Genomic DNA, 18,826 nt, shown 5'->3' with positions numbered 1-18,826 from the left:
AGCGCCCCGCCTGATCGAGCGCCCCGCCATATTGCAGCCACGCCCCCCAGCCGCCGCGCGCGGCCGCCGGCGCGCCGTGATCCGCCGCCAGAACCCGGCCATACCACTGCGCCGCCGCCGCCGCATCGCCGGTCGTCAGCAACAGGTCAGCGTAACGCTGCCAGTCACCGGCGACCGCCTCCTGCCGCTCGGCGCGTGTCTTCGCGATGGCCAGCGCCGCCTCGTCACGGCCGGCGACCGACAGGATTTCGAGACGCTTGGCGATCGCCGCCTCTGCGGACGGCGACGTGCCATCGACCCTGTCGAGCACCACCAGCGCGCGGTCGACCCGGTCGCTATGCGCAAGCGCGTCGGCAAGGACGATTCGCGCGGGGGCATAATCGGGATCGGCCTCCACCGCAGCCTGGGCGAGCGCGATTGCCAGCGGCGACGGCGCCCCTGCAATAAGGTCTCCCGCCAGCCCCGCGAACGTTTGCGCGACGGCAAGGCCGAGTGGCTGGCGCGCGGGGGCGGCAGCGATGCGCTTACGCGTCTCGGCGGCGAAGCGGCGTGCAACCGGGTCATTGCCTGCGGTCGCCAGCGCCGCGCTCGGATCGCGGTGCTCGGCGCGCGAGACCCATGCGTTCAATGATGGTGCGAGGACGACCAGCGGGCCCTTGCCGAGCGTGGCGATCGCCGTCCGGGTCGCCCGGGTGTCGCCCTTGCGCGCGGCGGCGGCGAGCGGGAACAGTGCGGCGTCCGCAGGCGCGACTCCGGCTCTCGCCAGCACCCCCGCCGCGCGCGCGACGAGCGGCATGTCACCCGCCTCGATCCCCTCCCGGTAGGCGCGGATCGCAACGACCGGATCGTCGGGCGCCGCCGCCAGTGCCAGGGCATACTGGTCCGCGGCAATCGTCACCCGCCCGTCCGCATCCGCGGCGCGCGCCTTGAGATAGGCGGAGAGACCGCCGGTGTCGGCCAGCGCCGCCGTCGGGGCGGTCAGCAGGCCGATCGCCAGCAGGACAGACTTACATGTTGGGATAGTTGGGGCCTCCACCGCCCTCGGGCACGACCCAGTTGATGTTCTGCGTCGGGTCCTTGATGTCGCAGGTCTTGCAGTGGACGCAGTTCTGCGCGTTGATCACGAACTTCGGATCGCCCGTCTCTTCGCCCACCACCTCGTAAACGCCGGCCGGGCAATAGCGTTGAGCGGGTTCGTCGTACATCGGCAGGTTGTAGGCGATCGGCACCGCCGGGTCCTTCAGCGTCAGGTGGACCGGCTGGTCCTCCTCGTGATTGGTGTTCGAGATGAACACCGACGACAGCCGGTCGAACGTCAGCACGCCGTCCGCCTTGGGATAGACGATCGGCTTGACCAGATCCTTGCGCCACAGGCTTTCGTGATCGGGATGATGGTGCATCGTGAACGGCACCTTCAGCCCCCAATGCTCGAGCCACATCGTCACACCGGCAAGCCCGGACCCTAGCATGTCGCCGAATTTCTTGACGAGGGGCACGACGTTGCGGACGACCGACAGCTCCTTCTTGACCCAGCTGCGTTCGAACGCTTCGGGATAGGCGGCGAGTTCGTCATGCCCGCGCTGCGACACGATCGCGTCGACTGCAGCCTCGGCCGCCATCATGCCCGACTTCATCGCAGTGTGCGTGCCCTTGATCCGCGGCACGTTCAGGAAGCCGGCGCTGTCGCCGATCAGTGCGGCACCCGGCATCACGAGCTTCGGAATCGACTGCAGCCCGCCGTCGCTGATCGCGCGTGCGCCATAGCTGACCCGCTTGGCGCCCTTGAGCAGCGCCGCGATCTCGGGATGCGTCTTCCAGCGCTGCATCTCGTGGAACGGCGAGAGATGCGGATTGGTGTAGTTCAGCCAGGTGACGAAGCCGATCGAGACCTGGCCATTGGCCTGGTGATAGATCCAGCCGCCGCCGTTCGACCCGTCGGTTTCGCTGAGCGGCCAGCCCTGCGTATGGATGACGCGGCCGGGCGAATGGAGCGCGGGATCGATGTCCCACAATTCCTTGATGCCAAGACCATAGACCTGCGGGTCGCTGTCCTTGGCGAGATCGAACTTCGCGATCAGCTGCTTGGTCAGGTGACCGCGACAGCCTTCGGAAAAGAAGGTGTATTTGGCGTGGAGTTCGAGCCCCGGGGTATAATCGCCCTTGTGCGTGCCGTCGCGCGCGACGCCCATGTCGCCGGTCGCGACGCCCTTCACCGATCCGTCGTCGTTGAACAGGATCTCGGCGGCCGCGAAGCCGGGGAATATCTCGACGCCGAGCTCCTCCGCCTTGCCCGCCATCCAGCGGCACAGATTGCCGAGGCTGCCGGTATAGGTGCCCTTGTTGTGCATGAACGACGGCGTGACGAAGTGCGGCATCTCGCTCTTCTTCGTCTTGCTGAGGATCCAGTGATGATTCTCCGTCACCGGCACTTCTGCCAGCGGACAGCCATCCTCGCGCCAGTCGGGCAGCAGCTCGTCGAGGCTCTTGGGATCGATGACCGCGCCCGACAGGATGTGCGCGCCGACCTCGGATCCCTTTTCGAGCACGCAGACCGAGATGTCCGCGTCCTTCTCGGCCGCCAGCTGTTTCAGCCGGATCGCTGCCGAAAGCCCCGCCGGACCTGCGCCGACGATCACTACGTCGTAGGGCATCGATTCACGTGTCGTCATCATCGTCTCCCGGGGGATGGTCCCTGTCTGCCCGGCTTCCCGCCCCTCCCGTTCGTTCGGGCTCGGGCCGGCACCGTCTTGTCCGTGTCGCGTCTATTTAGGCGATTGCGCGAGTTGACCGCCACGTCAACCACGCAGCATAGGAGACATATGGGGGCGGATCAGACCATCGACTGGCGCAACGCCGCGGTCAGCGTGCTCGACTGGTGGCACGATGCCGGTGTCGACATGCTCGTCGACGACGCCCCGCGCGACTGGTTCGCGGCACCCGAACCGCTGGTTATCGCGCCGCCGGCGCCCGCCGGCGTGTCCGTCGCACCGCCGGTGGCGGTCGCCACGATGCCGCTGTCGCTGACCGAATTCCTGGCCTGGCGGACCGGCGCGGATGTGCCCGAGGCGGGATGGAACGGCATTTCGCTGGCGGCCGAAGGGCCGGCTGACGCTACGGTCATGGTGCTTGCCGACTGCCCCGATCGTGACGACGGCACGGACAATGGCGGCGCCGGTCAATTGCTGAGCGGCGCATCGGGTCGTCTGCTCGACCGCATGCTCGCGGCGATCGGACTGACCCGGTCGGAGGTCCATGTCGCGGCGGTCTGCGCCAAGCGCCCGACCGCGGGCCGCATCCAGCGCGAGGTCGAGGACCGGCTGGCGGAGATCGCCAAGCATCACATCGAACTTGTTGCGCCCAAGCGGTTGCTTCTGCTCGGCAATGCGGCGAGCCGTGCCATCCTCGGGATGGAATTACAGGCGGCGCGGGGACGTTTACATGGAATTAGCCATAAGGTCGGAGAAGCAGGCGTGGTCGCCAGCTTTCACCCGCGCTTTCTGATCGAGAAGCCGGCGGCCAAGGCAGAAGCCTGGAAGGATTTGCAGATGTTGATGGGGGGCCAGATGTCTCAGGAGACGCGGGCATGACCCGCACGCTCGCAATCCTGCTCGGTTGTGCGGCATTGCCGCTGCCCGCTCTGGCGGCACCGATCGCCGACAGCGGTACGGGCGATGCCCGACTCGTTGCCGGTGCACCCACCGCCGAACAGATTCCCGATCAGCTCGATCCGGCGCAGCGCGACGCCTATCGCGCGGTCTTCGGCGCGATCCGCGACGGCAAATGGACCGATGCGCAGATCCAGCTCGATACCATGAAGCCCGGCCCGCTCCATGCGATCGCGCGCGCCGAGATGTACATCGCCAAGGGATCGCCGAGGATCGAGATGGCGCCGCTCGTCGCGCTGCTGAATGAAGCCCCCGAGCTCCCCGAGGCGGAACAGATTGCACGCCTCGCCACGGTCCGTGGCGCGGTCGATCTGCCCCCCCTGCCCGTCGCGCAGCGTTTGATCTGGCAGGACGGCGCACCGCGTCGGGTGCGCGCGAAGAGCCTCAAAGGCGATATGATCGCCGCCGACCTCGCGCTGAAGATGCAGCCTTACGTCAAGGCGGACATGGGCCGCGAGGCGCAGTCACTGCTCGACAGCACGCCCGGTCTCACGCCCGAGACGCTGACCGAATGGCAGCAGAAGATCGCGTGGATCTATTTCCTCCAGGGTGACGACGCCAATGCGCGCGTCATGGCCGCCAAGGGCCAGGACGGCGTCGGCGAATGGGCAGTCCAGGCGCGCTGGGTTGGGGCGCTGGCCGCGTGGCGACAGAATGACTGTGCCAACGCCGGCACGGGGTTCGAAGGCGTCGCGGCACGCGCGGGCGATGTCGACCTGCGCGCAGCGGCGCTCTACTGGGCGTCGCGTGCCGACATGGTCTGCGCACGTCCCGACAAGATCCAGGGCCGGCTGAAGGCCGCGGCGCAGTTCGGCGAAAGCTTCTACGGCCAGCTCGCACGACAGCAGCTCGCGATGGCCGATCCCGCGCGGGTCGGCGGCAGCGGTCCCGGCGGCGTGGTCGCGCGCGACTGGAAGGTCGTCGAGAAGCGCCCCAATGTCCGCGTCGCAGCTGCGCTCGTCGAGGTCGGCGAGACCGAACTGGCCGATACCGTCATCCGCCAGCAGGCGAAGATCGGCGATCCCCGCGAATTCCGCAATCTCGTCCGGGTCGCAGAGGCACTCAGCCTGCCCGCCACGACCGTCTGGCTCGCGCACAACTGTCCGCAAGGGATCACCACCGCGGCCGAGGCGCGCTATCCGACGCCGAACTGGACGCCTGACAGCGGCTGGCACATCGACAAGGCGCTGGTCTACGCGCACACGCTCGAGGAATCGCGCTTCCGCAACACGGTGCGCAGCCCCGCAGGCGCGTACGGCCTGATGCAGATCATGCCCGCAGCGGCGACCGACTTTGCGCGCGAACGCGGCACGTCGATCGACCTCAAGGCGCTGACCAAGCCGTCGACCAACATGGACATCGGCCAGCGGCATCTCGAACGGCTGCGCGACATGGCCGGCGTTACCGGCGGGCTGCTGCCCAAGGTGATCGCAGCCTATAATGCGGGCCCGCGCCCGGTCGGCGACTGGAACGCGATCGTCCACGATAATGGCGATCCGCTGCTGTATATCGAAAGCATTCCCTATTGGGAGACGCGCGGCTACGTCACCACCGTGCTGCGCAACTACTGGATGTACGAAGCGCAGGGTGGGCGGAAGGCCTCGACCAGCCGCAACGCACTGGCGCAGGGCATGTGGCCGCGGTTCCCCGGCCTGCCCGGCGCGACCGCGATCCGCATGAACGCCCGGCCGAATGCGCGCGCGAGCGCGAGCCTCACCGCGCATCAGCCGATGATCGCGGTCAACGCCAGCGTCGGCGCGCAATCCTCCACCGTCACACGCGCGGACTGATCTTTTATGCCAATCGACGAAAGCCGGACCTTTCTGCCGGTCCGGATCGCCGTGCTGACGGTGTCCGACACGCGCGGACTGGCCGAGGATCGCTCGGGTGATACGCTCGTCGCACGACTGGCAGAGGCAGGGCATGTGCTCGCCGATCGCCGAATCGAGAAGGATGACGTCGAGACGATCGTCGCCCGCCTCCACGCCTGGATCGATGATCCGGCGGTCGACTGCGTCATCACCACGGGCGGTACCGGCGTCACCGGCCGTGACGTGACGCCCGAGGCGGTCGAGCGCGTTGCCGAAAAGATGATCCCCGGGTTCGGCGAACTGTTCCGGATGCTCAGCTACAGGACGATCGGCACGTCGACGGTGCAATCGCGGGCCTGTGCCTGTGTCGCGCACGGCACCTATATCTTCGCGCTGCCGGGTTCGACCGGCGCGGTGAAGGACGGGTGGGACGGGATCCTGCGCGACCAGCTCGACAGCCGTCACCGGCCCTGCAACTTCGTCGAACTGATGCCGCGCCTGCTCGAGCGCTGACCGCGCACGTCGACGGGCCATGTTTCGGCATCGATTCCCAACTGATGGCGCGATTTCCGCTGGGCATGGATCGCGCTGATCGCCGCTGCGGGCAAAAAAGACGAGGTTTTAGAGCGCAGAAGCGAAGTGTCTTAGTGTAGTAGGCAACTGGCACGCCAGATGCATTGGTCTTCACGCTGCCCCCGGGCGGCTCGACCTCATCTTCTGGAAGGACACACCATCATGCCCGCTCTGCCAACCACGCGTACGCTCGGCCGCACCGCCACCCTCATCACGATCGCTATTGCCACGGCCGTCAGCCCGACGATCGCGAACGCCGCACCGCGGGGAAGCGCGACACAGGCCCAGATGACGACGCTGAAATATGATGCGAAGTCGCGCAAATACTGCCTGACCGAACCCGCAGTCACCGGCACCCGCATCGACCGGATCACCTGCCGCACCGCATCCGCCTGGGCCGCGTCGGGCCTCGACATGCCGAAGGAGTTGATCCTCGCCCAGAAATGATCGTGGCGTTCAGCCTCTCGCGGCGTGGATCAGATCGACGAGCTGCTTGTTGATCGCCGCGCCGTGGAGGTGGAGATGCACCGCGTCATACCCCTCGCGGCGCAATCGCTGGCGCAGACCGTTGACCGAATCGCACTCGCCGGACCGCGCAAGTTCGAAGGCCCGCTCCACCGTCGTCAGATTCTCTGCCATACCCCGTTCTACGCGCAAAACCGCCGCGCGACCATCCGCGGCACCTTACCCGGCCTGCCGCGCTTCCGGTTAACGTCCTGTCAGCATTCCCGCGCGATACCAGGCAGGTACCGGCCCGTCGACGACGACGGGCGGCAAGGGGGAAGTATCAGTATGCGTAAAATCTACCTGCTCGCGCTCGTCGCAGCCGGGGCCGCCGCCACGCCGGTCGTGGCGCAGTCCTCTGACAGCCGGACCTATGACGGTCGCGCCTATGACCGATTCGACCGCGATTCGCGCGGCAATCCGGCAAGCCAGGTCTCGGGCCTGCGGGTCGAACCCCGGATCGGCTATGAACGCGTCATTTCCGAGCTGAACGTCGACACGGCGAACGACTCGGCAAGCGTCCGCGTCGGCAAGAGCGGCGTCACCTATGGCGGCGAGGTCGGCTATGACGCGCAGGTCAATGTCAGCGCGGTGCTCGGCGTCTATGCCGGTCTCGAAGGGTCAAGCGCGAAGCAGTGCGAGTACGACATCGTGAGCGTGGGCGATCGCACCTGCATCGCCGCCAACCGCAACATCACCGTCGGCGCCCGCGGCGGCTATCTCCTGTCCCCGACGACGCTTCTGTATGTGAAGGGCGGCTTTTCGAGTGGCCGGTTGCGCCTGAGCAACCGCAACGCGACGGTTGAGGAAAACAACGTCGCGGGGTCCGACTCGCTGAGCGGCTTCCACGCGGGGGCCGGTATCCAGACCGCGTTCTCGTCGCGCTTCTACGGCAAGCTCGAGTACGTCTACACCGATTATAACGGCTATGAGGTGAACGACGGCACGACCAAGACCAGCCTCGATTTCAGCCGCCACCAGGCGATCGCGGGGTTCGGCGTCAGGTTCTGAACGCGCATGACGACACCGGGCGGCGTCGGGGACGCTGCCCGTTTGTTCTTTCTTCGTTCCTCGCCCGATGCTAGGATCGGGGATGACCAGACCCCGCCCGGTACGCGGTGCGACGCTGAACGGCGAAAGCACGCGCTTCAACCTTCCGCAGACCGAAGCGGACGGCGACTGGCTTGATGCGCGCGATGCGATCGACGGCGCGGCACCCCGGCTGCGGACGACCGTCACGGTCGAGCGGGCCAGGACGATTATCAGTCGCAATGCATCGCCTGACATCCCCTTCGACCGTTCGATCAATCCCTACCGCGGCTGCGAGCATGGCTGCATCTATTGCTTTGCCAGGCCGAGCCACGCGTTTCACGATCTATCGCCCGGCCTCGATTTCGAAAGCCGGCTCTTCGCCAAGCCCGACGCCGCCGCGCTGCTCCGGGCCGAGCTGGCGAAACCGGGGTACAGCGCGCGGCCGATGGCGCTGGGGACCAACACCGATCCCTATCAGCCGATCGAAGCCGACTGGCGGATCACTCGCGGCATCATCGAGGTGCTGGCCGAGACCAACCACCCGCTGACGATCACGACCAAGTCGGATCGCGTCATCCGCGATCTCGATCTGCTCGCCCCGATGGCGGCAAAGGGTCTGGCCGCGGTCGCGATGTCGATCACGTCGCTCGATCCGAAGATCGCGGCAACGCTCGAACCCCGCGCGCCGCATCCCGAGCGACGGCTTGCGGCGGTCAGCGCGCTCGCGGCGGCGGGCGTGCCGGTCTATGTCTCGATCGCGCCGGTAATCCCCGCGATCACGGATCACGAGATCGAACATCTGATCGCGCGCGCCGCACAGGCCGGTGCGCGTTTTGCGTTCTTCATCCCGGTCCGCCTGCCCTGGGAAGTCGCGCCGCTGTTCCGTGCGTGGCTGGACGCGCATTTTCCCGATCGCGCCGGCAAAGTCATGGCGACGATCCAGTCGATCCGCGGCGGACGCGACAATGATCCGGGGTTCGGCAGCCGGATGAAGGGGCAAGACCCCTGGGCGGACCTGCTCAAGACGAGGTTCGATATTGCCGTGCGGAAGCACGGACTTAACGCGGAACGGGTCGGATTGCGGTGTGACCTGTTCCGCGCGCCACAGGGGCCGCAGGGGGAGTTATTCTGATCCAGGCCCCGGCTTGATTGCGGCCCCCGTGATCAGATCAGGCGCAGCGCCTGATCCAGTTGCTCGCGATAATATCGTTCGAGGTCGCGGTGCATCTGCGCGACCGCGGGGTTCGGTGCGATGCGCGCGAGTACGGCCTGGTCGTCCATGAAGCGTTCGAGCTTGGCTGGTCGCACCGGAAATTCCATCCGCCGATCCTGCGCTCAACTCATTACCAGTGTATATCCATAATGCGTCGAAAACAGATCAATCTCGGATAGTTACCCGTCATGCGGCCGGATCGACGATGTCATGATCCAGCCCTTATTCGCGGCCAAGCCGCCAGCGACCAGGACCGTCGGCCGTAAGCTCAACACCGTCATAATCCACAATCGCATGCCGCGCTGCGTCCACGCGGTGGTCGCGGCCATGCGTTGCCGTGATGACGACGACATCGGATCCCGCGGCATCGGCTGCCGCAATACCTGCCGGTGCATCCTCGAAGACAAGACAGTCGGATGCCGGTACACCCAGACGCTCGGCGGCCAGCAGGAAACAGTCGGGCGCGGGCTTGCCGTTTGCGACGTCCTCGGCCGCGATGAACTGCGCCGGGATCGCCAGACCCGCGGCGGCAAGACGCCGCTCGGCCAGCGCGCGCGGTGCCGAGGTCACGATCGTCCAGCGCCCGGCCGGCAGTGTCGCGAGGAAATCAGCCGCACCACGGATCGGGGTAATGTCCCCGACATCCTCCATCTCGGCGGCGGTGATCGCAGCCGCTTCGACGACCGGGTCGACGCCAGGCAGACCCAGTCGCCGAACCGTCTCGACCGACTGGACGCCGTGAATCGTGGGCAGGAAGGTCGCGACATCCAGGCCGTGCGCAATCGCCCATGCCGTCCAGGTCCGCTCGGCAGATGCGATCGACGTCAGGATCGTTCCGTCCATGTCGAACAGGAAGGCGGCGTAGCTGCGGGTCGGCAGGGTCATGGAGTATCTCGCTTAATCATTTAGCTGTCCTGGTCGGCGGCAACACCATTACCAGGTCCCGCGCAGCGCGCGACGGCGACGCCAAAGAAAAGGCCACTCCGGTTTCCCGAAGCGGCCATATTTCTGTCATCAAGCCTAAGCTTAGATGTCGTCGCCGAGCGCGCCCTTGACGCTGCCCTTGACGTTCTGCGCAGTACCCTTGGCCTGCTGTGCTTCGCCTTCTGCGACCATACGATCGTTATCGGTTGCCTTGCCTACGGCTTCCTTGACGTTGCCTGCGACCTTGTTGCCTGCGGCTGCGACCTTATCGGTGAATTCGCCCATGAGAGCCTCCACTATGTTGTGCGATACGCCAATCGTACCGCTCTGAACTTGTGAGACTATAACGGCCGTCTTTATCGAGGGTTCCGTGACGTTTGCGTCATGGTGTCAGATCAGGCCGGCAAGCGGGCTCGAGGGATCGGCATAACGTCGCTGCCCCATCCGCCCCGCGCGATAGGCAAGCCGCCCCGATTCGACCGCGGATTTCATCGCCGCCGCCATCATCAGCGGATCCTTCGCCTCGGCGATCGCGGTGTTCATCAGCACGCCGTCGCAACCGAGTTCCATCGCCACCGCCGCATCCGATGCCGTGCCGACGCCTGCATCGACAAGCACGGGCACCCCTGCCCCCTCGACGATCAGCCGGATCGTCACGCGGTTCTGGATACCCAGACCCGAGCCGATCGGCGCGCCCAGCGGCATGATTGCAACCGCGCCCGCATTCTCCAGCCGCTTGGTCGCGATCGGATCGTCGACGCAATAGACCATCGGCTTGAAGCCCTCGTTCGCCAGGATTTCCGTCGCGCGCAGCGTCTCGACCATGTCGGGATAAAGCGTCTTCGCCTCGCCGAGCACCTCGAGCTTCACCAGCTCCCAGCCGCCCGCCTCGCGCGCCAGCCGCAGCGTCCGGATCGCCGATTCGGCGTCGAAGCAGCCCGCGGTATTGGGGAGGTAGGTAATCTTCTTCGGGTCGATGAAGTCGGTCAGCATCGGCGCATTGCGATCCGAGACGTTGACGCGGCGCACGGCGACGGTGACGATCTCCGCCCCCGACGCCTCGACCGCGGCGGCGTTCTGCGCGAAATCCTTGTACTTGCCGGTGCCGACGATCAGCCGCGAGCGGAAGGTGCGGCCGGCAACCGTCCAGCTGTCGGTGTTGATCGCCGCGGCATGATCGCCGCCGCCGACGAAGTGCACGATCTCGAGGTCGTCGCCATCCTCGACCATCACGTCCGCCAGCGTCGAACGCGGCACCACCTCCATATTGCGTTCGACCGCGATCTTTTCGGGGATGAGGCCCAGCTCGGTCGCGAGCCCTGCAAGGCTGAGGCCGGTGGAGACACGCTTGTGCTCGCCGTTCACGGTGATCGAGACGGTGCCGTCGGAGTGGGGCATGCAGAGTTTTCCGTTCGTTTCGACCGAAGTCGGGAAACCACCCGTCCGCTGCCGGTCTCATGTCTCGACTTCGCTCGACACGAACGGGTAAGGGGGGTGCATATAGAGGGTGGTTTGCCGCCCCTGCAACCAGGAGCAGCCTTTGACCGCGACAGTCCCTGCCACCGTCCCTGCGACAATCTTCGTCCTGAACGGCCCCAACCTCAACCTGCTGGGGACGCGCGAGCCGGAGATTTACGGCGACGAGACGCTCGACGATATCGCCGGCCAGCTCGAGGACCGCGCGCGCGAACTCGACCTGACGATCGACATGCGCCAGTCGAATCATGAAGGGCACCTCGTCGACTGGATCCAGGAGGCGCAGGCGCGCGGCGCGAAGGCCGTCATCCTCAATGCCGGCGCATTCACGCATACCTCGGTCGCGGTCCATGACGCGATCAAGGGCGTGAAGACACCGGTGATCGAGGTCCATCTTTCCAATCCCCACGCCCGCGAATCGTTCAGGCACGTCAGCCTGGTCGGACAGGCGGCGAAGGGAACGATCGCGGGTTTCGGCGCGCTTTCGTATCTGCTCGCGCTTGAAGCCGTCGCACGGTTCTGACAGGAGGCCCCGCCATGACCGATACACCAGAAACAACAGGCGCAATGCAGGTCGATGTGACCCTGGTGCGCCAGCTCGCCGAACTGCTCGACACCACGCAGCTGACCGAGATCGAAGTCGAGGACGGCTCGCGCCGGATCCGCGTCGCACGCAAGGCAGCGCAGGCCGCACCCGTCGCGCACTATGCCCCCGCCCCTGCGGCGCCCACCGTCTCCGCACCGCTGGCGATCCCGCAGGCCGAGGTCGGCGCGTCCGCCCCGGCGATCAGCGCGAGCGCGGTCAAGTCGCCGATGGTCGGCACGGTCTATCTGGCCGCCAACCCCGAGGCGAAGCCGTTCTCGACCGTCGGCCAGAAGGTCAATGCGGGCGACACGCTGCTGATCATCGAGGCGATGAAGGTGATGAACACGATCGTCGCGCCCTCGGCCGGCACCGTCACCGCGATTCTTGTCGAGAACGGCCAGCCGGTCGAATTCGACCAGCCGCTGGTCGTGGTCGAATAATGAAGCAAATCAAGAAGCTGCTCATTGCGAACCGCGGCGAGATCGCGCTGCGGATCCACCGTGCCTGCCATGAGATGGGCATCAAGACGGTGGCGGTCCATTCGACCGCCGACGCCGACGCGATGCACGTACGGCTCGCGGACGAGGCGATCTGCATCGGACCGCCGTCGGCGACCGACAGCTATCTGAACATCCCCAACATCATCTCCGCCGCCGAGATCAGCGGCGCGGATGCGATCCATCCGGGCTACGGCTTTCTCAGCGAGAACGCGCAGTTCGCCGAGATCGTCGAGCTGCACAACATCCTGTTCGTCGGGCCCAAGCCCGAGCACATCCGCACGATGGGCGACAAGGTCCAGGCCAAGCGCACCGCGGGCGCGCTCGGACTGCCGCTCGTCCCCGGCTCGGACGGCGCGATCAGCGACATCGCCGAGGCCAAGCGGATCGCCGACGAGATCGGCTATCCGGTGATCATCAAGGCGGCCTCCGGCGGCGGCGGTCGCGGGATGAAGGTCGTCACCGATGCCGAAGACCTCGAAACGCAGATGCAGCAGGCCGGCAGCGAGGCAAAGGCCGCGTTCGGCGACGCCACCGTCTACATGGAAAAATACCTCGGCAATCCGCGGCATATCGAATTCCAGATCTTCGGTGACGGCGAGGGCAACGCGATCCATCTCGGCGAGCGCGACTGCTCGCTCCAGCGCCGCCACCAGAAGGTGCTCGAGGAAGCCCCCTCACCGATCATCACCGCCGAAGAGCGCGAGCGGATGGGCGGCATCGTCGCCAAGGCGATGGCCGACATGGGCTATCGCGGCGCGGGGACGATCGAGTTCCTGTGGGAAGCGGGTGAGTTCTACTTCATCGAGATGAACACCCGACTCCAGGTCGAGCATCCGGTGACCGAGATGATCACCGGCCTCGATCTCGTGCGCGAACAGATCCGCATCGCCGAGGGGCATCCGCTAACGCTGCGCCAGGAAGATGTGCAGTTCCGCGGCCATGCGATCGAATGCCGCATCAATGCCGAGGATCCGCGCACCTTCGCGCCGTCGCCGGGGCTGGTGAAGCTCTATCATGCACCCGGCGGAATGCATGTCCGCGTCGATAGCGGGCTCTATGCCGGCTACCGCGTGCCGCCCTATTACGACTCGATGGTCGCCAAGCTGATCGTCTACGGCGCGACGCGTCAGGGCGCGTTGCGACGGTTGCGGCGTGCGCTCGAGGAGATGGTGATCGAGGGCGTCACGACGACGATTCCCCTGCATCGCGCGCTGCTCGACGATCCCGAATTCCAGGAGGGCGCGTACACGATCAAGTGGCTGGAAGAGTGGCTCGCCAAGCAGGGGGCGTAAGCGCTCCTGCCACTTAGAATGTTCTCCCGCGAAGGCGGGAGAACAAGAACCGGGCGGGACACATGGTCTGGCCGAGGTCAGTCCAATGACGACGGAGCATTCGTGAAGGCGACGATCTACCACAATCCGAAATGCTCCAAGTCTCGCGAGGCGCTCGCGCTGTTGCAAGAGGTCGGTGCGGACGTCACAATCATCGAATATCTGAAGACTCCCCCGTCGCGCGCCGAACTCGTCCGTCTCTACGACAGCGCGGGCATGACGCCGCGCCAGGGCCTGCGCATGGCCGAAGACGGCGCGAAGGCGGTCAAGCACGGCGACGCCGAAGCGATCCTCGACGCGATGATGATCGATCCGCTGCTGATCGAGCGCCCGCTGGTCGAGACCGACAAGGGCGTACGCCTCGGACGGCCCATCGCGCGGCTGCACGAAATTCTGTGATCGCTGCCCCCGCATCGTGCACATCCCTTCCGGATGCTGTATTTTCGAGCAGGGTTTACGGGTGAATCGGTCGTTGCCCGAGGTGGCGACAACTGGCACGTTTGGTGCAAGGCGCCCTGTAGGGCGTTGGTTTCAACGACAATCGGGGGCGTACCTGTGAAAAAGATCGAGGCCATCATCAAGCCGTTCAAGCTTGATGAGGTGAAGGAAGCGCTGCACGAGATCGGCGTAAGCGGCATCACCGTGACCGAGGCCAAGGGCTTTGGCCGGCAGAAGGGCCATACCGAACTGTATCGTGGCGCCGAATATGTCGTCGACTTCCTGCCCAAGGTGAAACTCGAGGTCGTCGTCGCGGATGGTCTGGCACAACGCGTCGTCGAGGCGATCGCCGCAGCCGCGCAGACCGGCCGGATCGGCGACGGCAAGATCTTCGTCATTCCCGTCGAAAGCGCGCTGCGTATCCGCACCGGCGAGCGCGACGACGACGCGATTTAACGGCTTTACTGACACCGACTTCATTTGACGCGGCGCAACAATCTGTGGAATTAGCGCGCTGCGCCGCACTATCATTTCCGGCATATCTGCCGACCTATCGAGCAAAGAGGGCTTAGCATCATGGCAAATTCGGCCAACGACGTCCTGAAGATGATCAAGGACCAGGAGATCGAGTGGGTCGATCTGCGCTTCACCGATCCCAAGGGAAAGTGGCAGCATCTGACGATGGTCGCCAGCCTGATCGGTGAAGACGAGCTGACCGACGGCCTGATGTTCGACGGCTCGTCGATCGAGGGCTGGAAGGCGATCAACGAGAGCGACATGACGCTCAAGCCCGATCTCGACGCGGTCTATGTCGATCCGTTCTCAGCGACGCCGATGATGATCCTGATCTGCGACATCGCCGATCCGTCGACCGGCGAGCTCTACGCCCGCGATCCACGCTCGACCGCCAAGCGCGCCGAGGCGTATCTGCTGACGACCGGCGTCGGCGATACCGTCTATGTCGGCCCCGAGGCCGAATTCTTCATGTTCGACGACGTCCGGTTCGAGAACAGCTATTCGACCAGCTATTACAAGATCGACGACATCGAGCTGCCGGGCAATTCGGGCCGCGAATATGAGGGCGGCAATCTCGGCCACCGTCCGCGCGCCAAGGGTGGCTATTTCCCGGTCGCGCCGGTCGACAGCGCCGTCGACATCCGCGGCGAGATGGTCTCGACGATGATCGAGATGGGCCTTCCTTGCGACAAGCATCACCACGAGGTCGCGGCCGCACAGCATGAGCTGGGCCTGACCTTCGGCACGCTGACGCAGACCGCGGATCGCATGCAGATCTACAAGTACGTCGTCCACCAGGTCGCGCACGCATACGGCAAGACGGCGACGTTCATGCCCAAGCCGATCAAGGAAGATAACGGCTCGGGGATGCACACGCACTTCTCGATCTGGGATGGCAAGACCCCGCTGTTCGCCGGTAACGGCTATGCGGGCCTGTCTGACATGTGCCTGTATTTCATCGGCGGCATCATCAAGCATGCCAAGGCGGTCAATGCGTTCACCAACCCGACGACCAACAGCTACAAGCGCCTCGTCCCCGGCTACGAAGCGCCCGTGCTGCTTGCCTATTCGGCGCGCAACCGCTCGGCCTCGTGCCGCATTCCGTACGGCACCGGCCCCAAGGCGAAGCGCGTCGAAGTGCGCTTCCCCGATGCGCTCGCCAACCCGTATCTCGCTTATGCGGCGCTGATGATGGCGGGCATGGACGGCATCCTGAACAAGATCCATCCGGGCGAAGCGATGGACAAGAACCTGTACGACCTGCCGCCCGCAGAACTCGCCCAGGTTCCGACCGTCGCGGGTTCGCTCCGCGAGGCGCTCGACTGCCTGCTCGCCGATCACGACTTCCTGCTCAAGGGCGACGTGTTCTCGAAGGATCAGATCGAGAGCTATGTCGAGATCAAGCGTGCCGAAGTCGCGCGTTGGGAAATGACGCCGAGCCCGGTCGAGTATGACATGTACTACAGCGGCTGAGCCGTGCGGGCCGCACGGCGGTGCGCGAAAGCGCACAGCCGCTGTCGGCCGGCGTCGCCTATGGCGACGACCGACGACGTGGCTTCGCCACGGCGCTGACAGAAAAAGGGCGTCCGGAGCAATCCGGGCGCCCTTTCTTCGTTCGAGCATCCCGCGATTTTTGCCCTGCACGGGAAGATCAAATTAGGTTCTGCTCTATGCCCATGTGTCCCCGCGAAGGCGGGGACCCAGTCTGGCCTCCCGCCTTCGCGGGAGAACATGGCTGCGGCGCGCTCAGGCCAGCAGCACGCTACTCCCGAACGTCTCCCCTGCCTCGAGCGCCCGGTGCGCATCCGCCGCATCCTCCAGCGCGAAGGTCTGGCCGATCTCCGGCTTGAACGCGCCCTGCGCGAGCATCGCGAAGACCCGGTCGACCATCGCCTGCCGGTGCTCGGCATAATCGAACAGCGTCGGGCGCGTCACGAACAGTGATCCCTTGGCCGCGAGCACGCCGAGATTGACGCCATCGACCACGCCGCCTGCATTGCCGAAGCTGACGATAAGACCCCGCTTGGCCGCACTGTCGAGTGACGCCTGCCAAGTTGCGCCGCCGACGCCGTCGAGCGCCACGGGCACGCCCTTCCCGCCGGTGATCTCGCGCACCCGCGCGGCGATGTCCTCGGACCGGTGGAGAATGACGTGATCGGCCCCCGCCTTGCGCGTCCGCTCGGCCTTTGCCTCGCTGCCGACGCTCGCGATCACGGTCGCGCCGATCGCCTTCAGCCAGCCGACCAGGATATGCCCAACCCCGCCCGCGGCGGCATGGACGAGCACCGTCTGCCCCGCCTCGACGCGCGCGCAGCGTTCGATGAGGAACTCCGCGGTGCAGCCCTTAAGCAGGATCGCCGCGGCGGTGCGGTCGTCGAGCATGTCAGGCAAATGGAAGAGCTCACCCGCGGGCACGTTGCGCTCGGTGGCGTAGGCCCCGCGAGTCGGGCCGAAGGTGCCGACGCGGTCGCCCGAGGCAAAGCCCGTGACCCCCTCGCCCACCGCCATCACCACGCCGACCGCCTCGCTGCCGAGCCCGGAGGGCAATGCTACCGGATAGACGCCGCTGCGGTGATAGGTGTCGATATAGTTCAGCCCGACCGCGGTGTTGCGCATCCACACCTCGCCCTTGCCCGGCGCGGGCAGGTCGACGTCGTCCCACTGGATCACCTCGGGGCCACCGGTCGTCCTGATTGTCGCTACGCGTGCCATGCCCGTCTCCTGTTGGTCATGACCCTAACTAGGCTCCGCGTTTCGGGTTGCAACCGATCCGCCCGACGCCCATTCCTCTGCAAAACACGATGCGGAGAGGCATGATGAAGAGCTATCTGAAGCAGTATATCGACGGCGCCTGGGTCGACAGCGACGGCGGCCGAATCCACCAGGTCATCGACCCCTCGACCGAACAGCCCTGTACCGAGATCACGCTCGGCACCGCGGCCGATGTCGACAAGGCGGTCGCCGCCGCCCGCGCCGCGTTCGAAAGCTGGAGCCAGACGAGCGTGCAGGAGCGGCTCGACGTGCTCGGCCGAATCATGACCGAGTACAAGGCACGCATGCCCGATCTGGCCAAGGCGATGTCGCAGGAAATGGGCGCGCCGATGGCGCTCGCATCGGTGGCACAGGCGCCGACCGGCCTCGCGCATTTCTCCGCGACCGCCAAGGCGCTGGCGGCGTTCGAATTCTCCGAAGTCATCGGCAAGGCGACCGTCGTGCACGAACCGCTCGGCGTCGTCGCGATGATCACGCCGTGGAACTGGCCGCTCAACCAGATCTGCGCCAAGGTCGCGCCAGCGCTGGCGGCGGGCGACACGATGATCCTGAAGCCGTCCGAGGAGGCGCCCTCCTGCGCAATCATCCTCGCCGAGATCATGGATGCCGCGGGCGTCCCGGCGGGAGTGTTCAACCTCGTCAACGGCGACGGCCCCGGCGTCGGCGCGGCGCTGTCGAGCCACCGCGACGTCGACATGGTCAGCTTCACCGGGTCGACCCGCGCGGGCATCGCAGTCGCGCAGGCCGCCGCTCCGACCGTCAAGCGCGTTCATCAGGAGTTGGGCGGCAAGGCGGCCAACCTCGTGCTCGAGGGGGCGGACCTTTCCAAAGTCCTGCCGCCGACGGTGGCGGGCGTGCTCGCCAATTCGGGACAGAGCTGCATCGCGCCGACCCGGCTGCTGGTCCATGCCAGCCAAGTCGCCGAAGCCACCGCGATCGTGAAGTCGATGATGGAGCAGACCAAGGTCGGCGACCCTGCCGAAATGGGCCAGCATATCGGCCCCGTCGTCAACAAGGCGCAGTTCGACAAGATCCAGGGGCTGATCCAGTCGGCAATCGACGAGGGTGCGACGCTGGTCACCGGCGGCGTGGGGCGTCCCGACGGGCGCAACGCGGGCTATTACATCCAGCCGACCTTGTTCACCGATGTCCGCCCCGACATGCGGATCGCGCAGGAGGAGACGTTCGGCCCGGTCGCGACAATCACCGCCTATGCAAACCAGGACGAGGGTATTCGCATCGCCAACGCGACCGAATACGGGCTGTCCGCGACGATCTCGGGTGACCCCGCCGCCGCCGCCAAAGTCGCGCCAAAGCTGCGTGCGGGGCTGGTTACGATCAATTCGTGGAGCCCCGACATCGGCGCGCCGTTCGGCGGCTACAAGCAATCGGGCAATGGCCGCGAGAATGGCCGCTACGGGCTGACCGACTTCATGGAAGTGAAGACGGTGGTGGGCCTGCCCGGCTGATGCCGCCGACGCCCCC

General features: G+C 66.0%; 21 protein-coding genes. 13 read left to right on the top strand and 8 right to left on the bottom strand.

The window, feature by feature from the left end:
• Together sphsw_RS00540 and sphsw_RS00535 are read right to left on the bottom strand one after the other, a co-directional pair.
• A partial coding sequence (locus sphsw_RS00540) for a tetratricopeptide repeat protein (RefSeq protein WP_152555330.1) occupies positions 1 to 1,036 on the bottom strand: 1,036 nt, incomplete at its 3' end.
• On the bottom strand, positions 1,008 to 2,669 hold the full coding sequence (locus sphsw_RS00535) for an electron transfer flavoprotein-ubiquinone oxidoreductase (RefSeq protein ID WP_031438904.1): 1,662 nt from the start codon (positions 2,667 to 2,669) through the stop codon (positions 1,008 to 1,010). The genes sphsw_RS00535 and sphsw_RS00540, both read right to left, overlap by 29 nt.
• A gap of 150 nt (positions 2,670 to 2,819) precedes the next feature.
• On the opposite strand from sphsw_RS00535, the gene sphsw_RS00530 reads away from it, so the two are divergent.
• The 4 genes from sphsw_RS00530 (at position 2,820) to sphsw_RS00515 (ending at position 6,496) form a co-directional block, all read left to right on the top strand.
• Positions 2,820 to 3,587 (top strand): uracil-DNA glycosylase, encoded by a 768-nt coding sequence (locus tag sphsw_RS00530; protein ID WP_031438903.1) that lies wholly within the window; start codon positions 2,820 to 2,822, stop codon positions 3,585 to 3,587.
• Complete coding sequence (locus sphsw_RS00525; RefSeq protein WP_031438902.1) at positions 3,584 to 5,455, top strand: lytic transglycosylase domain-containing protein; 1,872 nt, start codon at positions 3,584 to 3,586, stop codon at positions 5,453 to 5,455. The genes sphsw_RS00530 and sphsw_RS00525 overlap by 4 nt, the downstream gene beginning before the upstream one ends.
• A gap of 6 nt (positions 5,456 to 5,461) precedes the next feature.
• Positions 5,462 to 5,989, top strand: coding sequence for a molybdenum cofactor biosynthesis protein B (gene moaB, locus sphsw_RS00520; RefSeq protein ID WP_031438901.1), 528 nt, complete (start codon positions 5,462 to 5,464; stop codon positions 5,987 to 5,989).
• Between the two features lie 222 nt (positions 5,990 to 6,211).
• Positions 6,212 to 6,496 (top strand): hypothetical protein, encoded by a 285-nt coding sequence (locus sphsw_RS00515; protein ID WP_031438900.1) that lies wholly within the window; start codon positions 6,212 to 6,214, stop codon positions 6,494 to 6,496.
• 9 nt (positions 6,497 to 6,505) lie between these two features.
• Here sphsw_RS00515 and sphsw_RS00510 read toward each other — a convergent pair whose 3' ends face one another.
• The gene (locus sphsw_RS00510) at positions 6,506 to 6,688 is read right to left on the bottom strand and encodes a hypothetical protein (RefSeq protein WP_031394581.1); all 183 of its coding nucleotides are present in this window, start codon (positions 6,686 to 6,688) and stop codon (positions 6,506 to 6,508) included.
• A 153-nt stretch (positions 6,689 to 6,841) separates the two neighbouring features.
• Here sphsw_RS00510 and sphsw_RS00505 point away from each other — a divergent pair, with 153 nt between their 5' ends.
• Both sphsw_RS00505 and sphsw_RS00500 read left to right on the top strand, forming a co-directional pair.
• The gene (locus sphsw_RS00505; RefSeq protein WP_031438899.1) at positions 6,842 to 7,564 is read left to right on the top strand and encodes an outer membrane protein; all 723 of its coding nucleotides are present in this window, start codon (positions 6,842 to 6,844) and stop codon (positions 7,562 to 7,564) included.
• An 82-nt stretch (positions 7,565 to 7,646) separates the two neighbouring features.
• Complete coding sequence (locus tag sphsw_RS00500) at positions 7,647 to 8,717, top strand: PA0069 family radical SAM protein (protein ID WP_031438898.1); 1,071 nt, start codon at positions 7,647 to 7,649, stop codon at positions 8,715 to 8,717.
• 32 nt (positions 8,718 to 8,749) lie between these two features.
• On the opposite strand, the gene sphsw_RS19575 is transcribed toward sphsw_RS00500, so the two are convergent.
• The 4 genes from sphsw_RS19575 to thiS form a co-directional block, all read right to left on the bottom strand.
• The gene (locus tag sphsw_RS19575; RefSeq protein WP_156360324.1) at positions 8,750 to 8,905 is read right to left on the bottom strand and encodes a hypothetical protein; all 156 of its coding nucleotides are present in this window, start codon (positions 8,903 to 8,905) and stop codon (positions 8,750 to 8,752) included.
• 115 nt (positions 8,906 to 9,020) lie between these two features.
• The gene (locus sphsw_RS00495; RefSeq protein WP_031438897.1) at positions 9,021 to 9,683 is read right to left on the bottom strand and encodes an HAD-IA family hydrolase; all 663 of its coding nucleotides are present in this window, start codon (positions 9,681 to 9,683) and stop codon (positions 9,021 to 9,023) included.
• Positions 9,684 to 9,824: 141 nt separating this feature from the next.
• Positions 9,825 to 10,007 (bottom strand): CsbD family protein, encoded by a 183-nt coding sequence (locus sphsw_RS00490; protein WP_031394577.1) that lies wholly within the window; start codon positions 10,005 to 10,007, stop codon positions 9,825 to 9,827.
• Positions 10,008 to 10,112: 105 nt separating this feature from the next.
• Positions 10,113 to 11,120, bottom strand: coding sequence for a sulfur carrier protein ThiS (gene thiS / locus sphsw_RS00485; RefSeq protein WP_081874033.1), 1,008 nt, complete (start codon positions 11,118 to 11,120; stop codon positions 10,113 to 10,115).
• A 142-nt stretch (positions 11,121 to 11,262) separates the two neighbouring features.
• Here thiS and aroQ point away from each other — a divergent pair, with 142 nt between their 5' ends.
• The 6 genes from aroQ (at position 11,263) to glnA (ending at position 16,042) form a co-directional block, all read left to right on the top strand.
• A complete protein-coding gene (aroQ, locus tag sphsw_RS00480) occupies positions 11,263 to 11,721 on the top strand; it encodes a type II 3-dehydroquinate dehydratase (RefSeq protein ID WP_031438895.1) in 459 nt (152 codons plus the stop codon).
• Between the two features lie 14 nt (positions 11,722 to 11,735).
• Positions 11,736 to 12,224, top strand: a complete 489-nt coding sequence (gene accB / locus sphsw_RS00475; RefSeq protein WP_031438894.1) for an acetyl-CoA carboxylase biotin carboxyl carrier protein — start codon at positions 11,736 to 11,738, stop codon at positions 12,222 to 12,224.
• Positions 12,224 to 13,576, top strand: a complete 1,353-nt coding sequence (accC, locus tag sphsw_RS00470; RefSeq protein WP_031438893.1) for an acetyl-CoA carboxylase biotin carboxylase subunit — start codon at positions 12,224 to 12,226, stop codon at positions 13,574 to 13,576. The genes accB and accC overlap by 1 nt, the downstream gene beginning before the upstream one ends.
• Before the next feature lie 102 nt (positions 13,577 to 13,678).
• Complete coding sequence (locus tag sphsw_RS00465; protein WP_031438892.1) at positions 13,679 to 14,014, top strand: arsenate reductase family protein; 336 nt, start codon at positions 13,679 to 13,681, stop codon at positions 14,012 to 14,014.
• Between the two features lie 156 nt (positions 14,015 to 14,170).
• Positions 14,171 to 14,509 (top strand): P-II family nitrogen regulator, encoded by a 339-nt coding sequence (locus sphsw_RS00460; RefSeq protein WP_031394505.1) that lies wholly within the window; start codon positions 14,171 to 14,173, stop codon positions 14,507 to 14,509.
• A gap of 120 nt (positions 14,510 to 14,629) precedes the next feature.
• Positions 14,630 to 16,042: a type I glutamate--ammonia ligase gene (gene glnA / locus sphsw_RS00455; protein WP_031394506.1), complete on the top strand. Its 1,413-nt coding sequence runs from the start codon at positions 14,630 to 14,632 to the stop codon at positions 16,040 to 16,042.
• Between the two features lie 273 nt (positions 16,043 to 16,315).
• On the opposite strand, the gene sphsw_RS00450 is transcribed toward glnA, so the two are convergent.
• Entirely contained in the window at positions 16,316 to 17,281 is a 966-nt protein-coding gene (locus tag sphsw_RS00450) for a quinone oxidoreductase family protein (RefSeq protein ID WP_031438891.1), read from the bottom strand.
• A 104-nt stretch (positions 17,282 to 17,385) separates the two neighbouring features.
• Between sphsw_RS00450 and sphsw_RS00445 the strand changes: the two genes are divergently transcribed.
• Positions 17,386 to 18,810 carry an aldehyde dehydrogenase family protein gene (locus sphsw_RS00445; protein WP_031438890.1) on the top strand — a complete coding sequence of 475 codons (1,425 nt, stop codon included), beginning with the start codon at positions 17,386 to 17,388 and terminating at the stop codon, positions 18,808 to 18,810.
• The last annotated feature ends 16 nt before the right edge of the window (positions 18,811 to 18,826 follow it).

The sequence above is a fragment of the Sphingomonas sp. FUKUSWIS1 genome (assembly GCF_000733135.1).
GTDB lineage: Bacteria > Pseudomonadota > Alphaproteobacteria > Sphingomonadales > Sphingomonadaceae > Sphingomonas > Sphingomonas aerolata.
Note: the sequence above shows the minus strand (reverse complement) of the source record. Positions and strands in the feature narration are given on the sequence as shown.